At 70.6% G+C, this 22,732-nt stretch carries 23 protein-coding genes; all 23 read left to right on the plus strand.

Annotation, left to right across the window (positions count from 1 at the left end):
- Positions 1–117: 117 nt before the first annotated feature.
- Positions 118–1,251: a LysM peptidoglycan-binding domain-containing protein gene (locus QN141_11605; protein MDR7559120.1), complete on the plus strand. Its 1,134-nt coding sequence runs from the start codon at positions 118–120 to the stop codon at positions 1,249–1,251.
- A gap of 108 nt (positions 1,252–1,359) precedes the next feature.
- Positions 1,360–2,700, plus strand: coding sequence for a cyclic 2,3-diphosphoglycerate synthase (locus QN141_11610; protein MDR7559121.1), 1,341 nt, complete (start codon positions 1,360–1,362; stop codon positions 2,698–2,700).
- A 2-nt stretch (positions 2,701–2,702) separates the two neighbouring features.
- Positions 2,703–3,632, plus strand: a complete 930-nt coding sequence (gene argF / locus QN141_11615) for an ornithine carbamoyltransferase (protein MDR7559122.1) — start codon at positions 2,703–2,705, stop codon at positions 3,630–3,632.
- Positions 3,633–3,644: 12 nt separating this feature from the next.
- Positions 3,645–4,460 (plus strand): diadenylate cyclase CdaA, encoded by an 816-nt coding sequence (cdaA, locus tag QN141_11620; protein MDR7559123.1) that lies wholly within the window; start codon positions 3,645–3,647, stop codon positions 4,458–4,460.
- Complete coding sequence (locus QN141_11625; GenBank protein ID MDR7559124.1) at positions 4,457–5,110, plus strand: CdaR family protein; 654 nt, start codon at positions 4,457–4,459, stop codon at positions 5,108–5,110. Before cdaA ends, QN141_11625 begins: the two co-directional genes overlap by 4 nt.
- A 1-nt stretch (position 5,111) precedes the next feature.
- Positions 5,112–6,449: a phosphoglucosamine mutase gene (gene glmM, locus QN141_11630; GenBank protein MDR7559125.1), complete on the plus strand. Its 1,338-nt coding sequence runs from the start codon at positions 5,112–5,114 to the stop codon at positions 6,447–6,449.
- On the plus strand, positions 6,446–7,216 hold the full coding sequence (locus QN141_11635) for a WecB/TagA/CpsF family glycosyltransferase (protein MDR7559126.1): 771 nt from the start codon (positions 6,446–6,448) through the stop codon (positions 7,214–7,216). The genes glmM and QN141_11635 overlap by 4 nt, the downstream gene beginning before the upstream one ends.
- 443 nt (positions 7,217–7,659) lie before the next feature.
- A complete protein-coding gene (gene glmS / locus QN141_11640; protein MDR7559127.1) occupies positions 7,660–9,498 on the plus strand; it encodes a glutamine--fructose-6-phosphate transaminase (isomerizing) in 1,839 nt (612 codons plus the stop codon).
- 25 nt (positions 9,499–9,523) lie between these two features.
- Complete coding sequence (locus QN141_11645; GenBank protein MDR7559128.1) at positions 9,524–9,688, plus strand: Trm112 family protein; 165 nt, start codon at positions 9,524–9,526, stop codon at positions 9,686–9,688.
- A 14-nt stretch (positions 9,689–9,702) separates the two neighbouring features.
- Positions 9,703–10,092 (plus strand): holo-ACP synthase, encoded by a 390-nt coding sequence (gene acpS, locus QN141_11650; GenBank protein ID MDR7559129.1) that lies wholly within the window; start codon positions 9,703–9,705, stop codon positions 10,090–10,092.
- A 135-nt stretch (positions 10,093–10,227) separates the two neighbouring features.
- Entirely contained in the window at positions 10,228–10,845 is a 618-nt protein-coding gene (locus QN141_11655) for a DUF998 domain-containing protein (protein MDR7559130.1), read from the plus strand.
- A gap of 306 nt (positions 10,846–11,151) precedes the next feature.
- Positions 11,152–11,511, plus strand: coding sequence for an alpha/beta hydrolase (locus QN141_11660; GenBank protein ID MDR7559131.1), 360 nt, complete (start codon positions 11,152–11,154; stop codon positions 11,509–11,511).
- A gap of 131 nt (positions 11,512–11,642) precedes the next feature.
- Positions 11,643–12,707: a LacI family DNA-binding transcriptional regulator gene (locus QN141_11665; GenBank protein ID MDR7559132.1), complete on the plus strand. Its 1,065-nt coding sequence runs from the start codon at positions 11,643–11,645 to the stop codon at positions 12,705–12,707.
- On the plus strand, positions 12,704–13,873 hold the full coding sequence (iolM, locus tag QN141_11670) for a scyllo-inosose 3-dehydrogenase (GenBank protein ID MDR7559133.1): 1,170 nt from the start codon (positions 12,704–12,706) through the stop codon (positions 13,871–13,873). The genes QN141_11665 and iolM overlap by 4 nt, the downstream gene beginning before the upstream one ends.
- Positions 13,874–13,937: 64 nt before the next feature.
- Entirely contained in the window at positions 13,938–15,236 is a 1,299-nt protein-coding gene (locus QN141_11675) for an extracellular solute-binding protein (protein MDR7559134.1), read from the plus strand.
- 76 nt (positions 15,237–15,312) lie between these two features.
- On the plus strand, positions 15,313–16,146 hold the full coding sequence (locus QN141_11680) for a sugar ABC transporter permease (GenBank protein MDR7559135.1): 834 nt from the start codon (positions 15,313–15,315) through the stop codon (positions 16,144–16,146).
- Positions 16,143–16,985 carry a carbohydrate ABC transporter permease gene (locus QN141_11685; protein ID MDR7559136.1) on the plus strand — a complete coding sequence of 281 codons (843 nt, stop codon included), beginning with the start codon at positions 16,143–16,145 and terminating at the stop codon, positions 16,983–16,985. The genes QN141_11680 and QN141_11685 overlap by 4 nt, the downstream gene beginning before the upstream one ends.
- Positions 16,982–17,752, plus strand: coding sequence for a TIM barrel protein (locus QN141_11690; GenBank protein MDR7559137.1), 771 nt, complete (start codon positions 16,982–16,984; stop codon positions 17,750–17,752). The genes QN141_11685 and QN141_11690 overlap by 4 nt, the downstream gene beginning before the upstream one ends.
- Positions 17,749–18,585, plus strand: coding sequence for a sugar phosphate isomerase/epimerase (locus tag QN141_11695; GenBank protein MDR7559138.1), 837 nt, complete (start codon positions 17,749–17,751; stop codon positions 18,583–18,585). Before QN141_11690 ends, QN141_11695 begins: the two co-directional genes overlap by 4 nt.
- The gene (locus QN141_11700; protein ID MDR7559139.1) at positions 18,582–19,580 is read left to right on the plus strand and encodes a Gfo/Idh/MocA family oxidoreductase; all 999 of its coding nucleotides are present in this window, start codon (positions 18,582–18,584) and stop codon (positions 19,578–19,580) included. Before QN141_11695 ends, QN141_11700 begins: the two co-directional genes overlap by 4 nt.
- Positions 19,580–20,413, plus strand: coding sequence for a Cof-type HAD-IIB family hydrolase (locus QN141_11705; protein MDR7559140.1), 834 nt, complete (start codon positions 19,580–19,582; stop codon positions 20,411–20,413). The genes QN141_11700 and QN141_11705 overlap by 1 nt, the downstream gene beginning before the upstream one ends.
- A 12-nt stretch (positions 20,414–20,425) precedes the next feature.
- Entirely contained in the window at positions 20,426–21,454 is a 1,029-nt protein-coding gene (locus tag QN141_11710; GenBank protein ID MDR7559141.1) for an extracellular solute-binding protein, read from the plus strand.
- A gap of 84 nt (positions 21,455–21,538) precedes the next feature.
- The coding region (locus QN141_11715; GenBank protein MDR7559142.1) for an iron ABC transporter permease at positions 21,539–22,732 on the plus strand (1,194 nt) is incomplete at its 3' end.

Consider the following 22,732-nt stretch of genomic DNA (forward strand, 5'->3'; position numbering starts at 1 on the left):
AGGTGGAGGAAGGCAGAGACCCGGTGATCCGGGTCTCTGCTCTTTTTGTGTGTCGGCGAGGTCTACCGGGCGTCAGGGGTCGGGCACAGCACTGGTACCACGACCGCCGAGGCTTCGATGCGCAACGCTCTGGCCGCCACGCTCCTCCCGCTCGTCCTCACCGCCCTCCTGGCGGCGGCCGGGCCCGCCTTCGGCGGTCCGGTCACTCACGTCGTGCGCCCGGGCGAGAACCTCTTCCGCATCGCCCTGCGCTATGGGGTCACGGTCGAGGCGATCGCTCGGGCCAACGGCATCGTCGATCCGGAGCGCATCCGGGCCGGCCTGGTCCTCACCATTCCCGCATCCTCGATGCGCCCGGCGGCGTTGACCTCCGCGGCCGCCGCGCGCCCCGGTATCCCCAGGGCCGCGGCCGTCGCCCGCTCCTACCGCGTCCAGCGCGGCGATACGCTCTTCGCCATCGCCCGGCGCTTCGACACCACGGTGGCCGCGTTGCAGGCGACCAACGGGCTGCGCTCGGAGCTCATCCACCCCGGCCAGGTCCTGACGATCCCCGGCGAGCGCCCGGTGCCGTCCACCCCCGGCGCGCCGCGGCCGCCGGCGACGGCGCCCTCCCGTCCGGCGCCGCGCCCCTTCCGGACCCCGCTCTCCGTGGAGGTCGGCGATGAGGTCCGGGCCGCGCAGGCGCTGCGGCTGCGCAGCGGTCCGAAGTCGTACCTCGTGGCCATCACGCTGGTCGCTCCGGAGACGCCGCTGCGGGTGCTGGCCCGCACCGACGGCTGGTACCAGGTGCGGCTGCCGGACGGCGACGAGGGGTGGGTGAGGGACGACGAACTGCGCACCCTCCCGCGCGCGACGCCGGCCCCCGCCGCCCTCGTCCGCGGCGCGGACATTGTGCGGGACGCGATGCGCTACCTCGGCGTGCCCTACCGCTGGGGCGGGACCTCCGCGCAGAGCGTGGACTGCTCCGGCTTCGTCTACCTCATCTTCGGGGCGCGCCTGCCGGATCTGGCGCGCCTGCGCTCCTACGATTACTTCCGGATGGGGACGCCGGTGAAGAGCGAAGACCTCCTGCCGGGCGACCTGGTATTCTTCACCACCTATGCGCCCGGGCCGTCCCACGTGGGCATCTACATCGGCGACGGGAGGTTCATCCACGCCTCCTCGGGTGCCCGCCGGGTGGTCGTCTCGCCGCTGGCCGACGCCTACTACGCCGCCCGCTACCTCGGCGCGCGCCGCCTGCTCGCCCCCTGACCGCGGGAGTCTACCACTCTATTGGTTTGGAGGCACTCCGTCAACCGGCGGGCGCCGGTGGTGGACGGGGGAGGGGTGGAGGCCCCGCTTTCCAGAAGAAGCAGGGATGTGGGACAGCCCAGGTCGTCGGCGGTCCGTCGCGTCCTCATCCTCGGCGCCGGAGGGCGCGACTTCCACAACTTCAACGTCTTCTTCCGGACGCGGCCGGAGTACGAGGTGGTGGGCTTCACCGCCACGCAGATCCCGGCCCTCGAGGGCCGCGTCTATCCGCCGGCGCTGGCCGGGGAGCGCTATCCGCAGGGCATTCCCATCTACCCCGAGGAGGACCTGGAGCGGCTGATCCGCGAGCACCGGGTGGACGACGTGGTCTTCGCCTACAGCGACGTCTCCCACGAGCACGTGATGCACCTGGCCAGCCGGGCCGCGGCCTGCGGCGCCTCCTTCCTCCTGCTCGGTCCCCGGGACACGATGCTGGCGTCCAGGGTGCCGGTGGTGAGCATCGGCGCGGCGCGGACCGGCGCCGGGAAGAGCCAGACCACCCGCCGCGTGGCGGCCGTCCTGAAGCGGTTCGGCCGGCGCGTCGCGGTCATCCGCCACCCCATGGCCTACGGGGATTTCGTCCGTCAGCGCGCCCAGCGCTTCGCCACGCTGGAGGACCTGGATCGCTACGACGCCACCATCGAGGAGCGCGAAGAGTACGAACCGCACCTGCTGCAGGGGACCATTGTCTATGCCGGCGTGGACTACGCCGAGGTGCTGGCCCGGGCCGAAGCCGAGGCGGAGGTCATCGTCTGGGACGGCGGGAACAACGACTTCCCCTTCCTGCGCCCGTCCCTGCACATCGTCGTCCTGGATCCCCACCGCGCCGGGCACGAACTCCGCTACCACCCCGGAGAGACCAACCTGCGCATGGCGGACGTCCTGGTCATCAACAAGGTGGACACGGCGCGGCCGGACGACGTGATGGTCGTGCGCGCCAACGCCGCCCGGGTGAATCCGCGGGCCGTGATCGTCGAGGCCGCCTCCCCGGTCAGCGTCGACGACCCCGCACTCATCCGCGGCCGGCGGGTCCTCGTCGTGGAGGACGGCCCCACCCTGACCCACGGGGGGATGGCCTTCGGCGCGGCCACCCTGGCCGCCCGCAACCACGGGGCCAGAGAGCTCGTCGATCCACGCCCGCATGCGGTGGGCAGCATCCGCGAGGTGTTCGAGGAGTACCGGCACCTGGGGCCGGTGCTGCCGGCGATGGGGTACGGCCCGGAGCAGGTGCGCGAACTGCGGGAGACGATCGAGCGGGCCGGGGCGGAGGTCGTGGTGATCGGCACGCCGGTGGATCTGCGCCGCCTGATGACGCTGGCCGCCCCGGCCGTCCGGGTGCGTTACGAGCTGGAGGAGCGGACCCGCCCGGACCTCGAGGACATCCTGCGGGAGTGGCAGGAGGGACGTTGAAGATGGCTGCGGAGATGCTCCGGGGGCGCGATCTGCTCTCCATGGACGACCTCAGCCGGGAGGAGCTGCAGGCCGTGCTGGCGCGGGCCGCCGACCTCAAGGCGCGCCTGCGCGCCGGGGAGCAGCCGCCGGTGGCGGCGGGGAAGACGCTGGCCATGATCTTCGAGAAGCCGTCGCTGCGCACGCGGGTGACCTTCGAGGTCGGGATGCGTCAGCTGGGCGGCCAGGCCGTCTACCTGGCCCCGCAGGACATCCAGCTGGGCACGCGGGAGAGCGTCCCCGATGTGGCCCGCAACCTCTCCCGGTGGGTGGAGGCGATCATGGCCCGCACCTACGCCCACCGGACGGTCCAGGAGCTGGCCGACCACGCCTCGGTGCCCGTCATCAACGGGCTCTCGGATCGGGAACACCCCTGCCAGACGCTGGGCGACCTGCTCACCATTCAAGAGCACTTCGGGCGACTGGAGGGGATCCGCCTGACGTGGGTGGGCGACGGCAACAACGTGCTCCACTCGCTGCTCCTCGGCGGGGCCAAGGTCGGCCTGCGGATCACCGTGAGCACCCCGCCGGCCTATGAGCCGGCGGGGGAAGTGGTCGCCCGGGCCCGGGCCATCGGCGGGGAGGGGGCGGTGGTCCTCATGCCCGACCCCTACGAGGCGGTGCGCGGGGCCGACGTCATCTACACCGACGTCTGGGTGAGCATGGGGCAGGAGGCCGAGCGCGAACAGCGGCTGCGCGCCTTCGCCGGGTACCGGGTCGACGGCGCCCTCCTCCGTGCCGCCGGGGGGCCGGTCAGGGTCATGCACTGCCTGCCGGCGCACCGGGGAGAGGAGATCACCGCGGAGGTGCTGGACGGTCCCCAGGCCATCGTCCTGGACCAGGCCGAGAACCGGCTGCATGCACAGAAGGGACTGCTGGCGATGATACTCTAGCGGCGAGGCCTCATGCCCGTTGAGATCCGGCTCCTGGACATCCTGGACATCCTGATTGTGACCGTGCTCGTCTACCAGGTGCTGCTGCTCATCCGCGGCACCCGGGCGGTGCAGCTGGTGACGGGGTTGGGGGTGCTGCTCCTGGTTTACGCCATCAGCCGGTGGCTGCAGCTGCACACCCTGCAGTCGCTGCTGGAATACCTGGGGGCCGTCATCCCGCTCGCCCTCCTTGTGCTCTTCCAGCCCGAGCTCCGCCGGATGCTGGAACAGCTGGGGCGGGGCGGCGTGCTGGTCACCGGGCTGGCCCCGCCCGGATTGGCCCGCGAGGAGGCCATCCGCCTGGCCAACGACCTCTCGCGGGCCGGGCGTGTGCTGAGTCTGCGGAAGATCGGGGCGCTGATCGTGCTGGAGCGTCGCACCGGGCTCACGGACTTCATCGAGACCGGCATCAAGGTGGACGGCGTGGTCACGGTGCAGCTCCTCATCAACCTCTTCTTCCCCAACTCGCCGCTGCACGACGGGGCGGCGATCATCCGGGGCAACCGGGTCATGGCCGCGGGCTGCCTGCTCCCCTTGAGCGAGAACCCCGGTCTCAGCCGCACGCTGGGCACGCGCCACCGCGCCGCGGTGGGCATCTCCGAGCAGACCGACGCCGTGGCCATCGTCATCTCGGAGGAGACGGGGACGATCTCGCTGGCCCGCGACGGCGAACTGATCCGCGGGCTCTCCGAGGAAGAGCTGAAGGCCTCGCTGCTGGAGCTGTTCACCCCCGAAGCGCAGGGGGGCCGGGTCCGCTGGCGGTGGTGGCGGGTGGCGGCGCGACGATGAGGTTCCGGCGCATCAACGAACAGACCCTGCTGCTGGTGCTGTCCTTCCTCATCAGCGTGGCCCTGTGGGCCTACGTGACCTCGGCCCGGATCACTCCGGCGCCCCAGGCGACGACCAAAGTCGTGGCCGTGGTCCCGGCCATCACCGGCGAGCCGGCCTACGGTTACAGCCTGCTCGGCATCCGCGTCACCCCGCTGACGGTGACGCTGACCGGTCCCCCGGCGGTCCTGGCCCCCATTCAGTCCGTGTCCACGGAGCCGGTGAATATCGGGGGACAGACGCGCGACTTCGTGCAGGAAGTCGCCGTCCTGCCGCCTCCCGGCACGCAGGTCGGCGGCCGCGTGCGGGTGGCGGTCCAGATCGTGCCGGCGGTGGCCGTGACGACGGTGCGGGGAATCCCCGTCCAGGTGCCGCCCCTGCCCGGGGGGTACGTGGCCGAGGTCCAGCCGGACCGCGTCGCCGTGGAGGTGCAGGGGCCGGTGACGGTGGTGAACCGGCTGCGGGCGGCGGACTTCACGGCCCGCGTGGACGGCCTGGAGGCGACCGTGGGGCGGCAGCGGGCGCAGGTCAGGGTGCAGGCCCCGCCCCAGGTCGAGGTGCTCAACATCACCCCGGCCGGCGTGACCGTGACGGTGCGCAGGGGCGGCTAGCATGGGCCGGTTGTTCGGGACCGACGGAATTCGGGGGGTGGCCAACGTGGACCTCACCCCGGAGCTGGCCTTCAAGGTCGGCCGCGCCGCCGCACACGTCCTGGGCGACGCCGGCGGCCGCTTCGTCATCGGACACGACACCCGGCTGTCCGGGGAGATGCTGGAGGCGGCGCTGGTCGCGGGCATCTGCTCCACCGGGGGCCGCGTGCTGCGGGCGGGCATCCTGCCCACGCCGGCGCTGGCCTACCTGGGCCGGGTCCACCGGGCGGTGGCCGTGGCCATCTCGGCCTCGCACAATCCGGTGGAGGACAACGGGATCAAGTTCTTCGGGCCGGACGGCTTCAAGCTGCCGGACGCGGTGGAGGACGCCATCGAGGCCTCCCTGGACCGCCACGACCTCCGCCGGGCGGTCGGGGCGGAGGTGGGGCGGACCGAGGTGCTGCCCGACGCCGCGGAGCGCTACGCCGACTACGTGGCCTCCCTGGCCACGGCCCGGTGCGACGGCCTGCGGGTGGTGGTGGACTGCGCCTTCGGCGCGGCCTGCCCGGTGGCGCCGCTGGTCTGGGAACGGCTCGGCGCCACCGTCATCCCGATCAACGCCGCGCCCGACGGCAGCCGCATCAACGTGGACTGCGGCTCCACCCATCCCGAGGTGATCCAGGCCGCCGTGCGGGAGCACGGCGCCGACCTGGCCTTCGCCCACGACGGGGACGCGGACCGGGTGATCGCGGCGGATGAGACGGGCCGGATCGTGGACGGGGACGCCATCATGGGAGTGTGCGCCCTGCACCTGGCCCGGGCCAACCGCCTGCCGGGGAACGTCGTGGTGGCGACCGTGATGTCGAACCTCGGGCTGGAACTCGCCCTGCGCCGGGCCGGCCTCCGTCTGGAGCGCACCCGGGTCGGCGACCGCTACGTGCTGGAGCGGATGCGCGAACTGGATGCCAGACTGGGCGGGGAGCAAAGCGGCCACGTCATCTTCCTCGACCACGCCACCACCGGCGACGGTCTCGTCACGGCGGTCCAGGTCGTCAACGTGATGATGGAGACAGGCCGAAGGCTGAGCGACCTGGCCGCGCCCATCGAGCGCTTCCCGCAGGTCCTCAAGAACGTGCGCGTGGCCGTCCGCGACGGGATCGGCGCCCATCCGGCCGTGCAGGCCGCCGTGGGCGAGGCGGAGCGACGGCTCCGGGGACGCGGGCGCGTGCTGGTGCGCCCCTCGGGGACCGAGCCGCTGGTCCGGGTGATGGTGGAAGCCGACGACGCCGGCGAGGCGGAGGAGGTGGCCAGCCTCCTGGCAGACGTGATCGGCCGGGCCTTCGGCGCGCCGGCCTCGTGAGCGGTTCCGTTCCCCAGGCGGTCGTCCTGCTGGGCGTGCCAGTGCACCCCGTGACGATGGACGAGGCCGTGGAGCGGGTGCACGCCCTGCTCCGCGGAGGGGGATCGCACTTGGTCGTCACCCTCAACGCGCCCATGCTCGGCCGGGCGGCGCGCGACGAGGCGTACCGCCGGGTGGTCCAGGCCGCGGCCCTCGTCACCCCCGACGGGATGGGGACGCTGCTCGTGGGGCGGATCCTCGGCCGGCGGTTGCCGGAGCGGGTGGCCGGGGTGGACCTGGCCGACCGTCTCTGCGCCCTGTGCGCGCGGGAAGGATTCCGGGTCTTCTTCCTCGGCGCATCTCCCGGCGTCGCGGAGGCGGCGGCCGCCCGGCTGCGGGAGCGGCATCCCGGCCTCCCCGTCGCCGGCACGGCCCACGGGTACTTCTCTCCGGCGGAAGAACCGGGGATCGTGGACCGCATCAGGGCGGCGAGGACGGATCTCCTCCTGGTCGCGCTGGGCGCGCCGCGACAGGAGTTCTGGCTGGCCGCCCATCTGGCCCGCACGGGGGCCCGCGTGGGCATGGGGGTGGGCGGGACCTTCGACGTCTACGCCGGGCGGACCCGCCGCAGTCCGCCGTGGCTGCAGCGGGCGGGGCTGGAGTGGCTGGATCGGGCGCTGCGCGAGCCGCGGCGCTGGCCGGTGGCGGCGGGCATTCCCGGCGTGCTGTGGCTGGCCGTGAGAGCGCGCCTGGCCGAGCGCCTCCGCCTCAGGCGCGCTCCGGATTGAAGATGCGGATGCGCTCAGTCTGCGCGGCACGGAGCAGTCCCCCCGCCGTCAACACGGCGGTCCCGGCTCGCCGCGGAGGCAGGGAGCCCGGGCAGAGCGGGTCGAACTCTTTTAGAGCCCGCGGTAGGACGCGGGCGCAGCGGGGAGGAGGTGGGAGGACCAGCAAATCGGTGCCGCAGCGCCTGCCCCCTGGATTCGCACCCAGGGGTGACGAGGGAGGGGAACTCGAACCAGTCGGCGGGTGACCCTAGGCCCCGTTCCGGGTCTGCACCGGCCCCGGCGCCCGCCGGGGTCAAGGCGGCTCACAAACCCCGGAGGCAACTCCGGCCCAGAAGGCCGCCGGGAACAGGACAGATAGGCCGTCGTTTGCTGTCCGGCACGCCATCAGCGGACGCGCGCAGTACCACATCGACGCCCCCTTCGGGGGACGTGGAGGTCTGTCCATGTGCGGCATCATCGGCTATATCGGGCACCGGGACGCCCTGCCGATCCTGCTGGACGGCCTGCGGAAGCTGGAGTACCGCGGGTACGACTCGGCGGGAGTCGCGGTGCTGGGCAACGGGCACATCGAGATCTGCAAGACGGCGGGCAAACTGGCCCGCCTGGCCGAACTGACGGCGGCCACCCACCTGTCCGGTTCCGTGGGCATCGGCCACACCCGGTGGGCGACCCACGGCCTGCCCACCGACCGGAACGCCCACCCCCACAGCGACTGCACCGGGTCGGTCGTCGTCATCCACAACGGGATCATCGAGAACTTCCTGCCCCTGCGGGAGGCGCTGCGGTCGCGCGGGCACACCTTCCGCTCCGACACGGACACGGAGGTCCTGGCCCACCTCATCGAGGAGGCGCTGGGGGCCCGGCCCGGGACGCCCCTCGAGGAGGCGGTGCGCGTGGCCGTGAGCCAGGCCCGGGGAGCCTACGCCATCGTCGTGATGTGCCGAGAGCAGCCCGACCGGATCGTGGCCGTGCGGCAGATCAGCCCGCTCATCGTCGGGCTGGGACGCGGCGAGACGATCCTGGCCTCGGACATCCCGGCGCTGCTGGCCCACACCCGCGACGTGCTGATCATCGAGGACGGCGAGCTGGCGGTGTTGACGCGCGGGGGCGCCACCGTCCAGACCCTGGCCGGCGCCCCGGTGCAGAAGTCCCCGATCCGCATCACCTGGGATGCCGCCATGGCGGAGAAGGGCGGCTACCCCCACTTCATGATCAAAGAGATCCACGAGCAACCGCGCGCCCTGCAGGAGACGATGATGGGCCGCCTGGACGCCGAGGGTCGGGTGGAACTGGACGGCGTGAGGTACACCGACGAGCAGATCCGGACGCTGCACAAGGTGTGGATCACGGCGTGCGGGACAGCCTACCACGCGGGGCTGGTCGGCCGCTGGTGGATCGAGCACCTGGCGAAGGTGGCCGCGGAGCCGGAGCTGGCCAGCGAGCTGCGGTATCGCGATCCGCTCATCACCCCCCAGACCCTGACGGTGGCGATCAGCCAGTCCGGGGAGACGGCGGACACGCTGGCTGCGGTGCGCGAGGCGCGGGCCCGCGGGTCGCGGGTGCTGGCCGTGACCAACGTCGTGGGCAGCACGCTGGCCCGCGACGCCGACGACGTCCTCTACATCCGCGCCGGCCCGGAGATCGCCGTGGCCAGCAGCAAGGCCTACATCACCATGCTGGCCGCGCTGGCCATGCTGGCCCTCGACCTGGCGCTCCGCCGGGGGACGCTGACCTCCGACCAGGCCTCGGCGATCATCCGGGAGATGAAGGCGCTCCCGGCGCAGGCGCAGGAGGTGCTGAAGCGGGAGGGCCAGGTCCAGGCCCTGGCCGAGCGGCTGGCCTCCGCGGAGCACGTCTTCTTCATCGGCCGCGGACTGGACTACGCCGCGGCTATGGAGGGCTCCCTCAAGCTCAAGGAGATCTCCTACATACACTCAGAGGCCCTGGCCGCCGGCGAGCTGAAGCACGGCACCCTGGCCCTGGTGACGGAGGGCACGCCGGTGTTCGCCCTCGTCACCCAACGCCACGTCCACGAGAAGACGCTGTCCAACATCCAGGAGGTGAAGGCCCGGGGCGGCCACGTCATCGCCCTGGCCTACGACGACGACCGGGAGATCACCCGGTTCGCCGACGAGGCGCTGCGCATCCCGCCGACCGACGACCTGCTGGCCCCGGTCCTGGCCATCATCCCCCTGCAGCTCTTCGCCTACCATGTGGCGCGCCTGCGGGGGAACGACATCGACCAGCCGCGAAATCTGGCCAAGAGCGTCACCGTGGAGTGAGTCCGGGGAGAAGGGGAGACGGTCCGTGGCGATCGACGAGGAGCTGCTGAAGATCCTGGCCTGTCCGCTGGATAAGGCGCCGGTGGAGCTGCGGGGCGACCGCATCGTCTGCACCCAGTGCGGCCGGCGCTATCCGATCCGGGACGGCATCCCCATCATGCTGATCGACGAAGCGGAACTGCCGGCCTGAGGCCCCCAGCAGCGATGGACGTCCGCGGCATCGGTGTGGACATCGTCGAGGTCGAGCGCATCGCCCGGGCGCTGGAGCGGTGGGGAGACGCCTTCGTCTTTCGCCTCTTCACCCCGGGGGAGGACGTCCGTGCCCGCCATCCCCGCCTGCGCAGCCAGCGGCTGGCCGCCCGCTTTGCCGCCAAGGAAGCGGTGATGAAGGCGTTGGGCCTGGGCTGGCGCACCATGGCCTGGCACGAGATCGAAATCGTCCACGATCCGCTGGGCCGTCCCGCCGTACGCCTGCGGGGCGGGGCGGCCCGCGCGGCACAGCAGCAGGGCGTGGCGGCGGTCCACGTCACGCTCTCCCACACCCGCGCCCTGGCCCTGGCCGGGGCGGTGGCCCTGGGCGCCCCCTCCGCCTGATTTCCACCGACCCCCGCCCGCGTACGCCTATTAACACAGCGGTGCCTTAGACTGATCGGGCGAATCAGGAGTTAGGCCGCCAGAGCGGTATCCGCAGAAATACACTTGCGGCCATACAGACGAAAGGAGGCGGTCATGAAGGGTCCTCTGGCATTTCTCAGCCTTATAGCCACATTGATCTTTGGGGTCGCGGTCGTCGCCCTGCTCTTCATAGCACCCGATATCGATCCAATGCGCTCCGGCATAAGCTTCTATGCGCTGACCGGGTATGGCTTTCTCATCAGCGTTGCTCTCGCCCTGGTCGGCCTCTCCGGTCTCTTCCTCGCACTCGCCTTGTGGCCGAGCACTCGTACCCTCGCCGGGCGCATTGGGCTTGTGCTCCTCATGGCCTGGGGGATCACGTCCATCTTGGCTGGCGCGTTCCCCCTCGACGCGCCGGGGGCCGTCCCGACTCTCTACGGTTCCATTCATAACATGGCTGGTCTCAATTTCCTCCTGATCGCTCCTGCTGTCCTTCTCATCGAGCGAACCCGCTCACCGCACGTCGATCCCGCTCCGTCGCAGCCGATCACCTCCTGGCTGGCCTGGCTGGTTCTGATTGCGGCCATCCTTCTTTTCACTTTCCATGGCCCGCTCGCCTCGATTGGCATCGGCGGGCTCATTCAGAGGCTCTATTGGCTCGTCCTGGCTCTGTGGCTCCTTTTCAAGGCTCAGCATATTCTTCAAACAGCGGTGAAGGACGCTGTAGCTTGATACGATGGCGGCCTCACGAGCGCATCCAGCCGACTCGCCTCCGCTTCGCGTCGGCGAGCGGCTGATGCGCCGCCGTTAGATGCTTCACCTGGAGCATCGGGAGTCATCGGCATGGTCAGACAAACCAGCGTATGAGAACGGCGGGAGTGATCGTAGGTGGCAGACAGGCCAGACGTGGTACCTGTTGTCAGGTCTGTCGAACTTCCTAACCAGGTCGGGCTTCCCTATGTGGAGCTGGGAGATTCCTCGGGTGTTCCCGTGGCACTTCTGCATGCCATCGCTGACTCCTGACGCTCCTTCGAACGAGTGCTGCCTCACCTGCCTGACTCCATTCATGCCTTCGCTTTGACCCAAGGGGGCCACGGCGATGTGAGTCGCCCCGCGGAGGGCTATCGCCCCCACGATTTCGCGACGGACCTCGCAGCGTTCATGGACGCCCTCCAGCTTGAAGCCGCCGTCATCTCGGGGGGTTCCAACGGCGGCATCGTCGCCCGGCGCTTTGCGATAGACTACCCCGAGCGTACCCTCGGGCTCGTGCTTTTGGGCTCGCCCGCCACCCTGCGGGACAAGCCGGGTGGCCGGATTGATAACGACGCTCCCCTTGGCGTTGGGACGATCATCCGCAAACGCAATAAACGCGGCGGAACGATCGTCGAGGGACGATGAAGGTTATCGAGGTTAAGACCATCCGGGTGCTTGCCATGGACATACGAGACGGCCCCGCTGTCATGTACGGAAGAACACCCTTTCTGAGCAGGAACCCGGCTGCCTGGGGCCGAATATGGTAATCGTTTTCCATGGCTGCGACCATTCGGGACGTGGCGGCGCGCGCCGGGGTGTCCGTCGCCACCGTCTCGCGCGTCGTCAACCGCAGTCCGCACCGGGTGAGTGCCGCCACCCAGCGCCGCGTGCTGGCCGCCGTCCGGGCGCTGGGCTATGAGTCCAACCCCATCGCCCGCGGGCTGAAGAAGCGCAGCACCCGCACCGTCGCCCTCATCGTCCCCGACATCAGCAACCCCTTCTTTCCCGCCATCGCCCGGGGGATCGAGGACGTGGCCCGCGCCCGCGGCTACGCCGTGCTGCTGTGCAACACCTACGAGGACCTGGAGCGCGAGCGCGCCTACCTCGAGCTGCTGGCCCGGCGCATGGTGGACGGACTGGTCTTCGCCACGGTGGGGAGCAACACGCGCCACCTCCGGGCGCTAAGGCGTCAGGGCCGGCCGGTGGTGCTGGTGGCCCGCGACGTGGCCGGGGTGCGGATCGACTCGGTGCTGGTGGACAACTTCCGCGGGGAGTTCGAGGCCACCACCCACCTGCTCGGCCTCGGCCACCGGCGCATCGCCCACATCACCGGCCCGCCGTCCCTGCACGTCGCCGCCGAGCGGCGGCGGGGCTACCTGGCGGCGCTGGAGGCGGCGGGCGTCCCGCGGTCCGAGGCCCTGGTGGTGGAGGGGAATTTCGCCGCGGACGGCGGGCGCCGGGCCGTGGAGCGGCTGCTGGCGCGGGGGGCGAAGTTCACCGCCGTGGTCGCCGCCAACGACCTGATGGCCATCGGCGCCATGGAGGCGCTGCGCCGGGCCGGCCGGCGCATTCCCCAGGATGTGGCCGTCGTCGGCTTCGACGACATCACCTTCGCCTCGCTGGTCTGCCCCGCGCTGACGACGGTGGCGCAGCCCAAGTACCGCATGGGCCAGCTGGCGATGGAACGTCTGCTGGCCTTGATGGACGGGGCGGACGAGGGCGGCCGGCAGACGGTGTTGATTCCCCAGCTGGTGGTGCGCGACTCGTGCGGGGCGCATCTCGCCGTCGGCGCCGCGGACGGTCGCCGCGAATCGGTACGCCAAGGAGGGGGTGGAGGATGAGAGGGCTCGTGCTGGCGGCGGAGTGGGATCCCCGGCCGGACTACCGGGTGTCGGAGTGGGAACGGCGGACGGGCAAGGCCGTGACCGGCAGCAGCGTCTGGCGCTCGCCGCGGCTGTCCCTGGAGTCGATCGCCGAGCCCCGGCCGGGACCGGGCGAAGTGCTGATCCGTCCCCGGGCCTGCGGAGTCTGCGGCTCGGACGTGCACTTCTACGAGACCGATGCCGACGGGTACATGCTGTACCCGGGACTCACCAAGTTCCCGGTGGTGATCGGCCACGAGTTCAGCGGCGAGGTGGTGGAGGTCGGCCGCGACGTCACCGACCTCAAGCCCGGCGACATGGTCACCGCCGAGGAGATGATCTGGTGCGGGGAGTGCACCCCGTGCCGCAACGGCTACCCCAACCAGTGCCTGCGCCTGGAAGAGATCGGCTTCACCATCAACGGCGCCCAGGCCGACTACATCGCCATCGGCGCCAAGTACTGCTGGAAGATCGACGCCCTGGCGGAGCGCTACGGGTCCAGGGAGAAGGCCTACGAGGCCGGCGCGCTGTGCGAGCCCACCAGCGTCAGCTACAACGCGATGTTCACGCGCGCCGAGGGGTTCAAGCCCGGCGGGCACGTCGTCGTCTTCGGCACCGGCCCCATCGGCTTCGCCGCCATCGCCCTGGCCCGGGCCGCCGGCGCGGCGAAGATCATCGCCTTCGAAGTAAGCCCGGTGCGCCAGGAGCTGGCCCGCAAGGTGGGCGCCGATGTCGTGCTCGATCCGGTGGCCCTGGAGCGCCAGGGAACCGCGCCGCGCCAGGCCATCATGGAGCTCACCGACGGCGAGGGCGCGGCGATGCTGGTCGAGGCCGCCGGCGCGCCGCCCAGGACCATCCCCGAGATGGAGGCGGCGATGGCGGTGGGCGGCAAGATCGTCATGATCGGCCGGGCCAGCGAGCGGGCCCCGGTCTACCTGGAGCACTTCCAGACCCACGCCGCGCAGATTTACGGCGCCCAGGGGCACTCCGGCTACGGCAACTTCCCCAACGTCATCCGCCTCATGGCCAGCGGCCGCATCGACCTGACGCCGATCATCACCAGCCGGTTCACCCTGGACCAGGGCGTGGAGGCGATCAAGAAAGCCACCAGGCGCGAGGACGGCAAGATCATGATCCGGGCCTGAGGGCCGTCGCGCGCCCCAGGGAGGTGAGACGACGGGCAGCACCATTCCAGGAAGGAGGGAGAGCATGAGAAGACGCTGGTGGATCTGGCCCGTGATCGCGGTCCTCCTGGTCACTTCGGGCGCCCTGGCCGCCCCCGGGCTCCCCGCCAAGCCGGCCAAGCTCACCATGGCCGTCGTCGCGGGGGGCGAGACCAAGGGACTCAAGGCCATCCTGCCCCTGTGGGAGAAGGAGATGGGGGTCAAGATCGATCTCGTCGAGTTCCCCTATCCCACGCTGTACGAGAAACTGGTCACGGCGTTCCAGGCCAACGCCCCGACCTTTGACCTGCTCATCGCCGACGATCCCTGGATGCCCAAGTTCGGCAGCGAAGGATGGCTCGTCCCGCTGGACTCGACCTTCGGCTACCGGCGGGATGCCGACATCTTCCCGGTGGTCTATGATCTGGGTTCCTGGCCGCCGCCGCGCGGTCCGATTCCCCCGGGCGAGGCCGGCAAGCCGCGACGCCTGTACGCCATCACCCTGGTGGGGAACGTGGAGTTCTTCATGTACCGCAAGGATCTGGTCTCCGCGCCCAGGACCTGGGACGATGTCGTGGCCAACGCCCGGAAGGTGCACGACCCCCGCAAACCCCTGTACGGGTTTGTCATCCGCGGCGCGAAAGGCAACCCCGTCATCTCCGAGTTCACCCCGGTGCTCCTCTCCTTCGGCGCCCGGATCTTCGACAACAACTGGCGGGTCGTCCTCAACTCCAAGCAGGCCGTCGACGCCCTGACCTTCTTCGCCAAGACGCTCAAGCAGTACGCGCCGCCGGGCGTGGAGAACTATGACGCCGCCGAGCGGGCCCGCGAGGTAGCCACGGGCCGCGCGGCCCAGGGGTTCATCTGGCCGGCCGAGATCACCGACATCGTGGAGAACCCCTCGGTGTCTAAAGTCGTCGGCAAGATGGGCTACACCCTGGCCCCGGCCGGGCCGGGCGGCAAGCACGCCCCCTTGATGGGCAACTGGCTGCTGGCCATCCCCAAGGGCAGCCGGAACCAGCGCTGGGCCTACGAGTTCATCCTGTGGGCGACGAGCGCCCGGATCCAGCAGCCCTATGCCCTGGGCGGCGGCATCCCGTTCCGCAAGTCGGTCCTGATGAACGCGGAGATGAACAAGAAGTTCCCCTTCTTCCGCGCCATGGCCGACTCGCTCAACGCTCCCGCGGAGTGGCGACCGCGCACCCAGGAGTGGTTTGCGGTGGAGGCCATCCTGGGGACGCACGTGAATGCGGCGCTGGCCGGACTGGAGACGCCGGAGGAGGCGATCACCAAGGCGGCCCGCGAGATCGAATCGCATATGAAGGAGGCCGGGTACTATCGGTGAGGCGTCGGCCCGGGAGCTGAGGGCTCCCGGGCCCTTCTTTCCCCGTCTGGGTCGCCGGGCCGGCCCGTACCTGCTGGTGACCCCGCCCGTGCTGTTGCTGGGCGCCCTGGTGGCCTATCCGCTCCTGTACAATGTCTCGCTGGCCTTCCGCAACTACCGGACCGGGGAGTTCGTGGGGGTCCACAACTTCGCCCGGGCCTTCGCCGACCCGGCGTTCTTCGCCTCGCTGCGCGCCACGGCGATCTACGTGACTGCGGCGCTGGCCGTGGAGATCGGGCTGGGCCTGGCCCTGGCCCTGCTGGTGCACCGGACGATCCGCAGCGGCTGGGCGCGCACGCTGATCTACCTGCTCTTCATCGTCCCGATGGTCACCCCGCCCGTGGCCGCCGGGGTGATCGCCCGGCTGATCTACACGCCGACCTACGGGGTGCTCAACGCGGTCCTGCGCGCCCTGGGGGGAGCGGGCGACACCTTGTGGCTCTCGCGCGGGGATACGGCGATGTTCGCCGTGGTCAGCGTGGACGTCTGGCAGTGGATGCCCTTCGTCTTTCTGGTCTGTTTCGCCGGGCTGCAATCGGTGCCTCAGGACGCGGTCGAAGCGGCGCTCGTGGACGGCGCGGGCGGATGGCAGCTGTTCCGACTGATCGAGTTCCCCTACCTCTCCTCGTTGCTGCTGCTGGTCCTGATCTTCCGCTTCACCGACACCTTCCGCGTTTTCGACCACGTCCTGGTGCTCACCGGAGGCGGGCCGGGGGCGACCACAGAGTTCCTCAGCGTCTACCTGTACCGCATTGCCTTCAAGTTCTTCAACCTGAGCTATGCCGCGGCGCTCTCGCTGTTCGTGCTCATCGTCGCCTCGGCGGCCTTTGCCGTGCTGGGACGGTTCCTGGGGCGGGAGGTCGCCCAGTGAGATCCCGGGGGATCTGGCGCCTGCTGGCCGTGGCCGCGCTCCTGGCGCTGGCCGCGCTGTACCTCTTCCCCTACTTCTGGATGGTGCTCACGGCGATCAAGCCGCTGCCGGAGTTCTACCGCTTTCCGGCCACCATCTTCCCCGAGCACGTCACCTTTCAGCCCTTCGTTTCGGTAATGGTCGCCCGCGGCTACCTGACACTGCTGCGCAACAGCCTGGTGATCTGTCTCGCCGCCGTGGCCGTCGGGCTGGTGGTCTCCCTGCTCATCGCCTACCCGGTGACCCGCCTGCCGGTGTCGCCGCGCTTCCGGCGCGCGCTGCTGAACTGGATCCTCAGCCTGCGGTTCCTGCCGCCCATCGTCGTCGTCATCCCGTTCTTCGATATCGTCCGGCACGCCGGGCTGTACGACAACCCCCTGTCCCTCATGCTGCTCTACGCGGTGTTCAGCCTGCCCTTTGCCACCTGGATGCTGCGCGGGTTCCTCCTCGAGGTGCCCCTGGAACTCGAGGAGGCGGCGCTGGTGGACGGGGCGACCCGGCTGCGCGCCTTCTTTACCATTCTCCTCCCCCAACTGGCCCCCGCGCTGCTGGCCACCGCGGTGATCACCTTCGCTCTGAGCTGGAGCGAGTTCATGTTCGCCTTCATTTTGAGCGCCACGCCGCGCTCGCAGACGTTTCCCATCGGCGTGGCCAGCCTGGTCACCCAGTTCGAGATCATCTGGAACGAGATGGCCGCCGTCGGGACCGTCGCTTCCGCGGTCCCGGTCCTGCTGCTCCTGCTGGCCCGGCGTTACGTCCTGACCGCCCTGACCTTCGGGGCGATCCGGGAGAAGGCATGAACCTCTGCCTGTGCCTCGATGCGCTGTGCGCGCGGCTGCCGGAGGAGGACGCCCTCCAGGTCGCGCTCCAGGCGGGCCTCCGCCACGTGGAGTTCTGGGACTGGCGGGGGCGGAATGTGGACGCGCTGGCGGAGCGGCTGCGCACGCTGCGCTGCCGGGCGGTGATCTTCAGCGGCAACACCTTCGACGAGCCGCTGGTGGACGCCGACGACCATCCGCGGGCGCTGGCCCACTTGGCCCGGTCGATGGAGGTGGCCCGACGACTGGGCGCGGGGCTGCTCGTGGCGCACGTCGGATACAGCATGGTCGGCCGTCCCCGGGACGGCCAGTGGGCCGCCGCGGTGCAGGGACTGCGCACGGCGGGGGCGATGGCGGAAGAGGCCGGGGTGGTCCTCGCCGTCGAACCGCTCAACTCCGTCCTGGACCACCCGGGCTACTTCCTGGACACCCTGCCCGCGGCCCTGCGCCTGCTCGACGAGGTCGGCCGGCCGTCGGTGCGGCTGCTGCTGGACGTCTACCACATGCGGATGATGCACGAGGACCTGCTGGAACGGCTGCCGGGGGCGCTGCCCTACACCGTGCACATCCACCTGGCCGACGTGCCCGGGCGGGGGGAGCCCGGCACGGGAACGATCGACTGGCCGGCCGTGCTGCGGATCCTGGAGCGGTCGGGATACCGGGGGGCGCTGGGGCTGGAATGCTGGCCCAGCGCCGACCCGGTGTCGGCGGTGCGCCGCGCGGCGGCGGTGCTGGGGGTGAGACGGTGAGGCGCTTTGCCCTGAACGGCGCGACCACGGGGCCGGCGGACCTGCGCACCGATATCCGGGCCGCCCGCGAAGCCGGGTATCAGGGGCTGGAGATCCGCGACACGAAGCTGCGCGACTACCTCAAGGCGGGGGGGACGCTGGAGGGCCTCCGCCAGGAACTGCAGGAGGCCGGGCTCGAGGTCTACACCCTGAACGCCCTGGAGCACGCCACCCACGCCAGCGGGGCGGCCCTGCTGGCCCTGCTGGACCGGGTGAAGACCTTCGGCGAGTGGGCGGCCGCCCTGGGGTGTCCCTACATCGTCGCCGTGCCCAGCTTCACCGCCGAGGTGGGCGATCCGGCGCGCCTGCGGGAGACCGCGGTGGAGGCGCTGCGGGCCGTCGCCGAGACGGCGCGGCCCTACCGGGTCAAAGTGGGGTTCGAGTTCCTGGGCTTTCCCGACTGCTCGGTGAATACCCTGGGGCTGGCCCGTGAGATCGTGGACGCCGCGGGCGATCCGGGCCTCGGTCTGGTCATCGACGCCTTTCATTTCTTCGTCGGCGGCTCGTCCCGGGAGATGCTGGAGGGGCTGGATCCCCGGCGGCTGTTCATCGTGCACCTGGACGACGCCGAGGATCTGCCGCCGGACCGGCTGACCGACGCCCACCGGCTGCTGCCCGGCGACGGGGTGATCCCGCTGCGGGAGCTGGTGCACCAGATCGAGATGCTGGGCTATGACGGGCCCTGGTCCATCGAGCTGTTCCGGCCGGAGTACTACGCCTGGGACCCCGTCCACCTGGCCCGGGTGGCCCGGCAGAAGATGGAAGCATTGTTCGAGCGGAGGAGCGGAAGATGAGTGTGCGCGTGGGAGTGCTGGGGGCGGGGTTCATCGGGCGCGTCCATGCCCTGAATCTGAAAAAGGACGAGCGGGTCACGCTGGTCGGCGTGGCCGACGTGGTGCCGGCCGCCGCCGCGCGGCTCGCCGCAGAGGTGGAGACCAGGCCGCTGGATTCGCTGGAAGCCCTCCTGGACGCCGGCGCCAAGGCGGTGTACGTCGCCACCCCCAACACCATGCACGTGGAACCGGTCCTGCGCTGTCTCGCCGCCGGGGTGCACGTCTTCTCCGAAAAACCCATGGCCACGTCGCTGGAGGGGGCCTGGCGCATCCGGGAGGCGGCCCGGACCAGCCGGGCCGTCTATCAGATCGGCTTCAACCGGCGCTTCAGCAACGTCTACGCCTTCGCCCGGCGGCTGATCGCCGACGGCCGCATCACGCCCTACGCGGCGCAGATGAAGCACAACCGGGGCGAGCTGAAACAGCCGCCCTGGACCGGCGATCCCCGGATCACCGGCGGGTATCTGTACGAGACGCCGGTGCACCTCTTCGACATGGGGCGGTTCCTTTTCGGCGAGGTGGCGGAGATCCAGGGCTACGCCCGGCAGAGCGTCTATGAGGAACTGGACGGGTTCGTGATGCTTTTGCGCTTTCGCAACGGCGTGGTCGCCTCCCTGACCAGCGTGGCCCACACCTCCTGGCTGTTTCCCTACGAGCGGGTGGAGATCTACGGCGCCCATCAGACGGTGGTGACGGAGGAACTGGAACGGGCCTGGTTCAGCCCCGGGATGCGGGAGCCGGTGGAGGCGCTGGACTGTTTCCAGATGCCCTTCGAGCAGAAGTGGGGCTACGTCACGGAGGACCGGGTGTTCATCGATGCGGTGCTCGGCGCGCGCCCGCCGGCGGTGACCGCCGAGGACGGCTACCGGGCCACCGAACTCGTAGAGGCCTGTTACCGGGCGGCGCGGGAGGGCCGACCGGTGACGCTGCCGCTTCCCGAGCCGACGCCGACGTGATGGGGTTCCGACTCCTGGTGGCCGACATCGACGGGACGCTGGTGACCGGAGACCGCCGGATCACCCCGAAGGTCCGGGCCGCCGTGCGCGGGGCTCAGGAAGCGGGGGTCCGCGTCTGCCTGGCCACGGGGCGGATGTGGCGGTCGGCGGAGCCCTATGTCCTGGCCCTGGGCGCCGATCCGCCGGCGATCCTGTACAACGGAGGACTGGTGTACGACTTCCGCACCGGCACCGAGTGGCGCCGGCTGCACCTGGAACAGGCTCACGCCCGCGCCGTGCTGGAGATCCTGCGCCACTTCCCCGAGGTGCAGCCGCACCTGTACGTCGGGGACCAGGTGTACACCGGCCGGATGAATGAGATTACCGAGCGCTACCAGCGCAAAGACGGGCTCCAGGTCACCGCGGTGGGCGACCTCCTGGCCTTCCTGCCCCCGGATCCGATGAAGATCCTGATCATCGGGCCGCGGCCGTCCCTGGAACAGGTCGCCCGGGCCGTGGCCGCGCTGCCCGCGGCGATCAACACCGTGTTCAGCGAAGACACCTACCTGGAGATCCTGCCCACCGGCAGTTCCAAGGGGGACGCCCTGCGGTTCGTCGCGGCGCGGTTGGGGGTGCCGCTGGCCGAGACGATCGCCGTGGGGGACAACCTGAACGACCTGGAGATGATCCGCATCGCCGGAGTGGGGGTGGCGATGGGCAACGCGCCGGCGGAGCTGAAGGCCCACGCCGGCTACATCGCCCCCAGCAACGATGAAGAAGGGCTGGCAGACGTCATCGACCGCTTCGTGCTCGGGGGGGAGCATGGAGCCACTTCACGCGAAGTCCACCGTTGAGGAGGGGAGAGCATGCGGAGGATATGGATCGCCACTCTAGTCCTGGTCCTGCTGGCCGGGGTCCTGCCGGGAGTCGGTCCGGTCAGCGCCCAGCAGAACCGGATCGTCGTCTACTCGGCGCTGCCGGATCTGGAGACCTCCCTCATCCACCGGGAGTTCACCCGGCGCACGGGCATCCAGGTGGAGGCGCTCGTCGTGCCGGCGGCGGGGACGCTCCAGGCGCGGATCCGCACCGAGAAGGACCGGCCCCGGGCCGATGTCTTCGTCGGCGGCGACCGCTCGCTGCACATCCCCCTGGCCCGGGAGGGGTTGCTCGAGCGGTACCGCTCGCCCGTCGTGCAGCAGGCGGGGATCAGCACGGACTTCGTCGACCCCGCAGGCTTCTGGCACGGCTGGTATCTGGGGGCGCTGTCGATCATCATCAACACCGACCGGTTTGAGCGCGACCTGGCCCCGCGCGGGGTCCGCAAGCCGGCGACCTGGGACGATCTGACCCGCCCCGAGTTCCGCGGGCATTTCGTCATGCCCAGCCCGGTGACGACCGGCGGCGGCTACATCTTCCTGGCCGCCCAGATCTTCCGGCTGGGCGAAGACCGGGCCTGGGCGTACATGCGCGCGCTGAACGCCAACGCCTCTCAGTACACCCCGACCGCCCCGGGGACCATCGCGTTGCTGGAACGGGGCGAGGCCACGGTGGCCATGATGTGGGCCCATGAGGCGATCGGCGCGCGCATCCTGCGCGCCGCGCCCCTGGAGGTGATCGTGCCGCCCGACACCGGCTTCGAGATCGGGGCGGTCTCGATCATCAAGGGCGGGCCGAACCCTGCAAGTGCCCGGACGTACGTGGACTTCCTCATGACGCGGACGCCGCAGGACATCAACGCCCGCTTCGGGTTCCGCTACGCCGTGCGCGGCGACGTGGCCGTGCCCTCCGGGGCGACGCCCTTCAACCAGCTCAAGTTCGTCAAGTACGATCTGGACTGGGCCGTGCAGAATCAGGCCCGCCTGCGCGAACGGTGGACCAGGGAGATCGGTCGCTGAGCGACGGCGCGGCGAGACACATCGGCCGGGCCCCGGCCGCCGGTGTCATCCGGCGACCGGGGCCGGCCGGCAAGGGAGGATGAGGTGGCGGTTGCCCGCTGGGGCGAACTGCGCAGACAGGCCGCGGATCCCGGACTGCTGCTGACCTTCCTGGGCGCGGCGGCCGTGCTGGGGCTGTTCGTGCTGTACCCGGCGATCCGCGTCCTCACCTACCCCTCCTGGCAGGATTACCTGGGGATTCCGTCCAGCCTGCGCTGGATCCAGGCCGCGCGGAACAGCCTGGTGATGATGGTCATCTCGACCCTTTCGGCCACGTTCCTGGGGCTGGTCTTCGCCTTCGCCACCACCCGGCCGGATATGCCGGGCGGGCGGTTCTTCCGGAATGTGGCCATGCTGCCGCTCTTCGCCCCGCCCTTCATGGTGGCCTTCGCCTACATCCTGATGTTTGGGCGGCAGGGGCTGATCACGCGCGGGATCTTCGGGCTGGATGTGAATATCTTCGGCTGGCCGGGGCTGTGGGTGGTGCAGACCATCGCCTTCTTCCCGCTGGCCATGCTGATCATCGCCGGCGTGCTGGAGGCCGTCAACCCCAGCCTCGAACACGCCGCCCGCAACCTGGGCGCCACGGAGTGGGCGGTGGTGCGCACCGTTTCCCTGGCCCTGGCCCGCCCCGGCATCGCCGGGGCGATGCTCGTCGTGGCCATCTCGGTGCTGGCGGATTTCGGCAACGCCGTGCTCATCGCCGGCGGGTTTCCGCTGCTGGCCACGGAGTCCTGGTTCCGCCTGGAGGGGATGGGCGACCTCACCGGCGCGGCCCTGGTCGTGGCGATGCTGGTCGTGCCCACGGCGGGGCTGTTTCTGCTCGAGCGCTACGTCGTGGCCCGGCGGGCCTACGTCACCGTCACCGGTCGGGGCTCGCGCATGGAGCGGGCCCCGACCCCGCGCCTGCTGCGGTGGATCGTTGTGGGGATCTGCGCCGTGACCACCGTCATGATCGGCCTGGTGTACTTCGGCGTCATCGCCGGGGCCTTTACCGCCATCTGGGGACGGGACTGGTCGCTGTCGCTGACGCACTGGCACCTCGCCGCGGAGCGCATGGGGAGCCTGTGGACCAGCGTGAAGATCGGCGTGCTGGCCGGGCTGATCACCGCAACCATGGGCGTCCTGGTGGCCTTCCTCACCTCGCGGCGGCTGCCGCTGCGTCAGGCCCTGGACTTCCTGGCCGTGCTGCCGGGCGCGCTGCCCGGCGTCTTCGTCGGCGTCGGGTTCGTGCTGGCC

This window comes from Armatimonadota bacterium (assembly GCA_031459765.1).
In the GTDB taxonomy this organism is placed as follows: domain Bacteria; phylum Sysuimicrobiota; class Sysuimicrobiia; order Sysuimicrobiales; family Kaftiobacteriaceae; genus Kaftiobacterium; species Kaftiobacterium secundum.

Excerpts from the sequence above, each read along its gene's own strand:
- QN141_11605 (MDR7559120.1), top strand. The coding sequence starts at position 118 with ATGCGCAACGCTCTGGCCGCCACGCTCCTCCCGCTCGTCCTCACCGCC.
- argF (MDR7559122.1), top strand. The coding sequence starts at position 2,703 with ATGGCTGCGGAGATGCTCCGGGGGCGCGATCTGCTCTCCATGGACGAC.
- cdaA (MDR7559123.1), top strand. The coding sequence starts at position 3,645 with ATGCCCGTTGAGATCCGGCTCCTGGACATCCTGGACATCCTGATTGTG.
- QN141_11625 (MDR7559124.1), top strand. The coding sequence starts at position 4,457 with ATGAGGTTCCGGCGCATCAACGAACAGACCCTGCTGCTGGTGCTGTCC.
- glmM (MDR7559125.1), top strand. The coding sequence starts at position 5,112 with ATGGGCCGGTTGTTCGGGACCGACGGAATTCGGGGGGTGGCCAACGTG.
- glmS (MDR7559127.1), top strand. The coding sequence starts at position 7,660 with ATGTGCGGCATCATCGGCTATATCGGGCACCGGGACGCCCTGCCGATC.
- acpS (MDR7559129.1), top strand. The coding sequence starts at position 9,703 with ATGGACGTCCGCGGCATCGGTGTGGACATCGTCGAGGTCGAGCGCATC.
- QN141_11655 (MDR7559130.1), top strand. The coding sequence starts at position 10,228 with ATGAAGGGTCCTCTGGCATTTCTCAGCCTTATAGCCACATTGATCTTT.
- QN141_11665 (MDR7559132.1), top strand. The coding sequence starts at position 11,643 with ATGGCTGCGACCATTCGGGACGTGGCGGCGCGCGCCGGGGTGTCCGTC.
- iolM (MDR7559133.1), top strand. The coding sequence starts at position 12,704 with ATGAGAGGGCTCGTGCTGGCGGCGGAGTGGGATCCCCGGCCGGACTAC.
- QN141_11675 (MDR7559134.1), top strand. The coding sequence starts at position 13,938 with ATGAGAAGACGCTGGTGGATCTGGCCCGTGATCGCGGTCCTCCTGGTC.
- QN141_11690 (MDR7559137.1), top strand. The coding sequence starts at position 16,982 with ATGAACCTCTGCCTGTGCCTCGATGCGCTGTGCGCGCGGCTGCCGGAG.
- QN141_11700 (MDR7559139.1), top strand. The coding sequence starts at position 18,582 with ATGAGTGTGCGCGTGGGAGTGCTGGGGGCGGGGTTCATCGGGCGCGTC.
- QN141_11705 (MDR7559140.1), top strand. The coding sequence starts at position 19,580 with ATGGGGTTCCGACTCCTGGTGGCCGACATCGACGGGACGCTGGTGACC.
- QN141_11710 (MDR7559141.1), top strand. The coding sequence starts at position 20,426 with ATGCGGAGGATATGGATCGCCACTCTAGTCCTGGTCCTGCTGGCCGGG.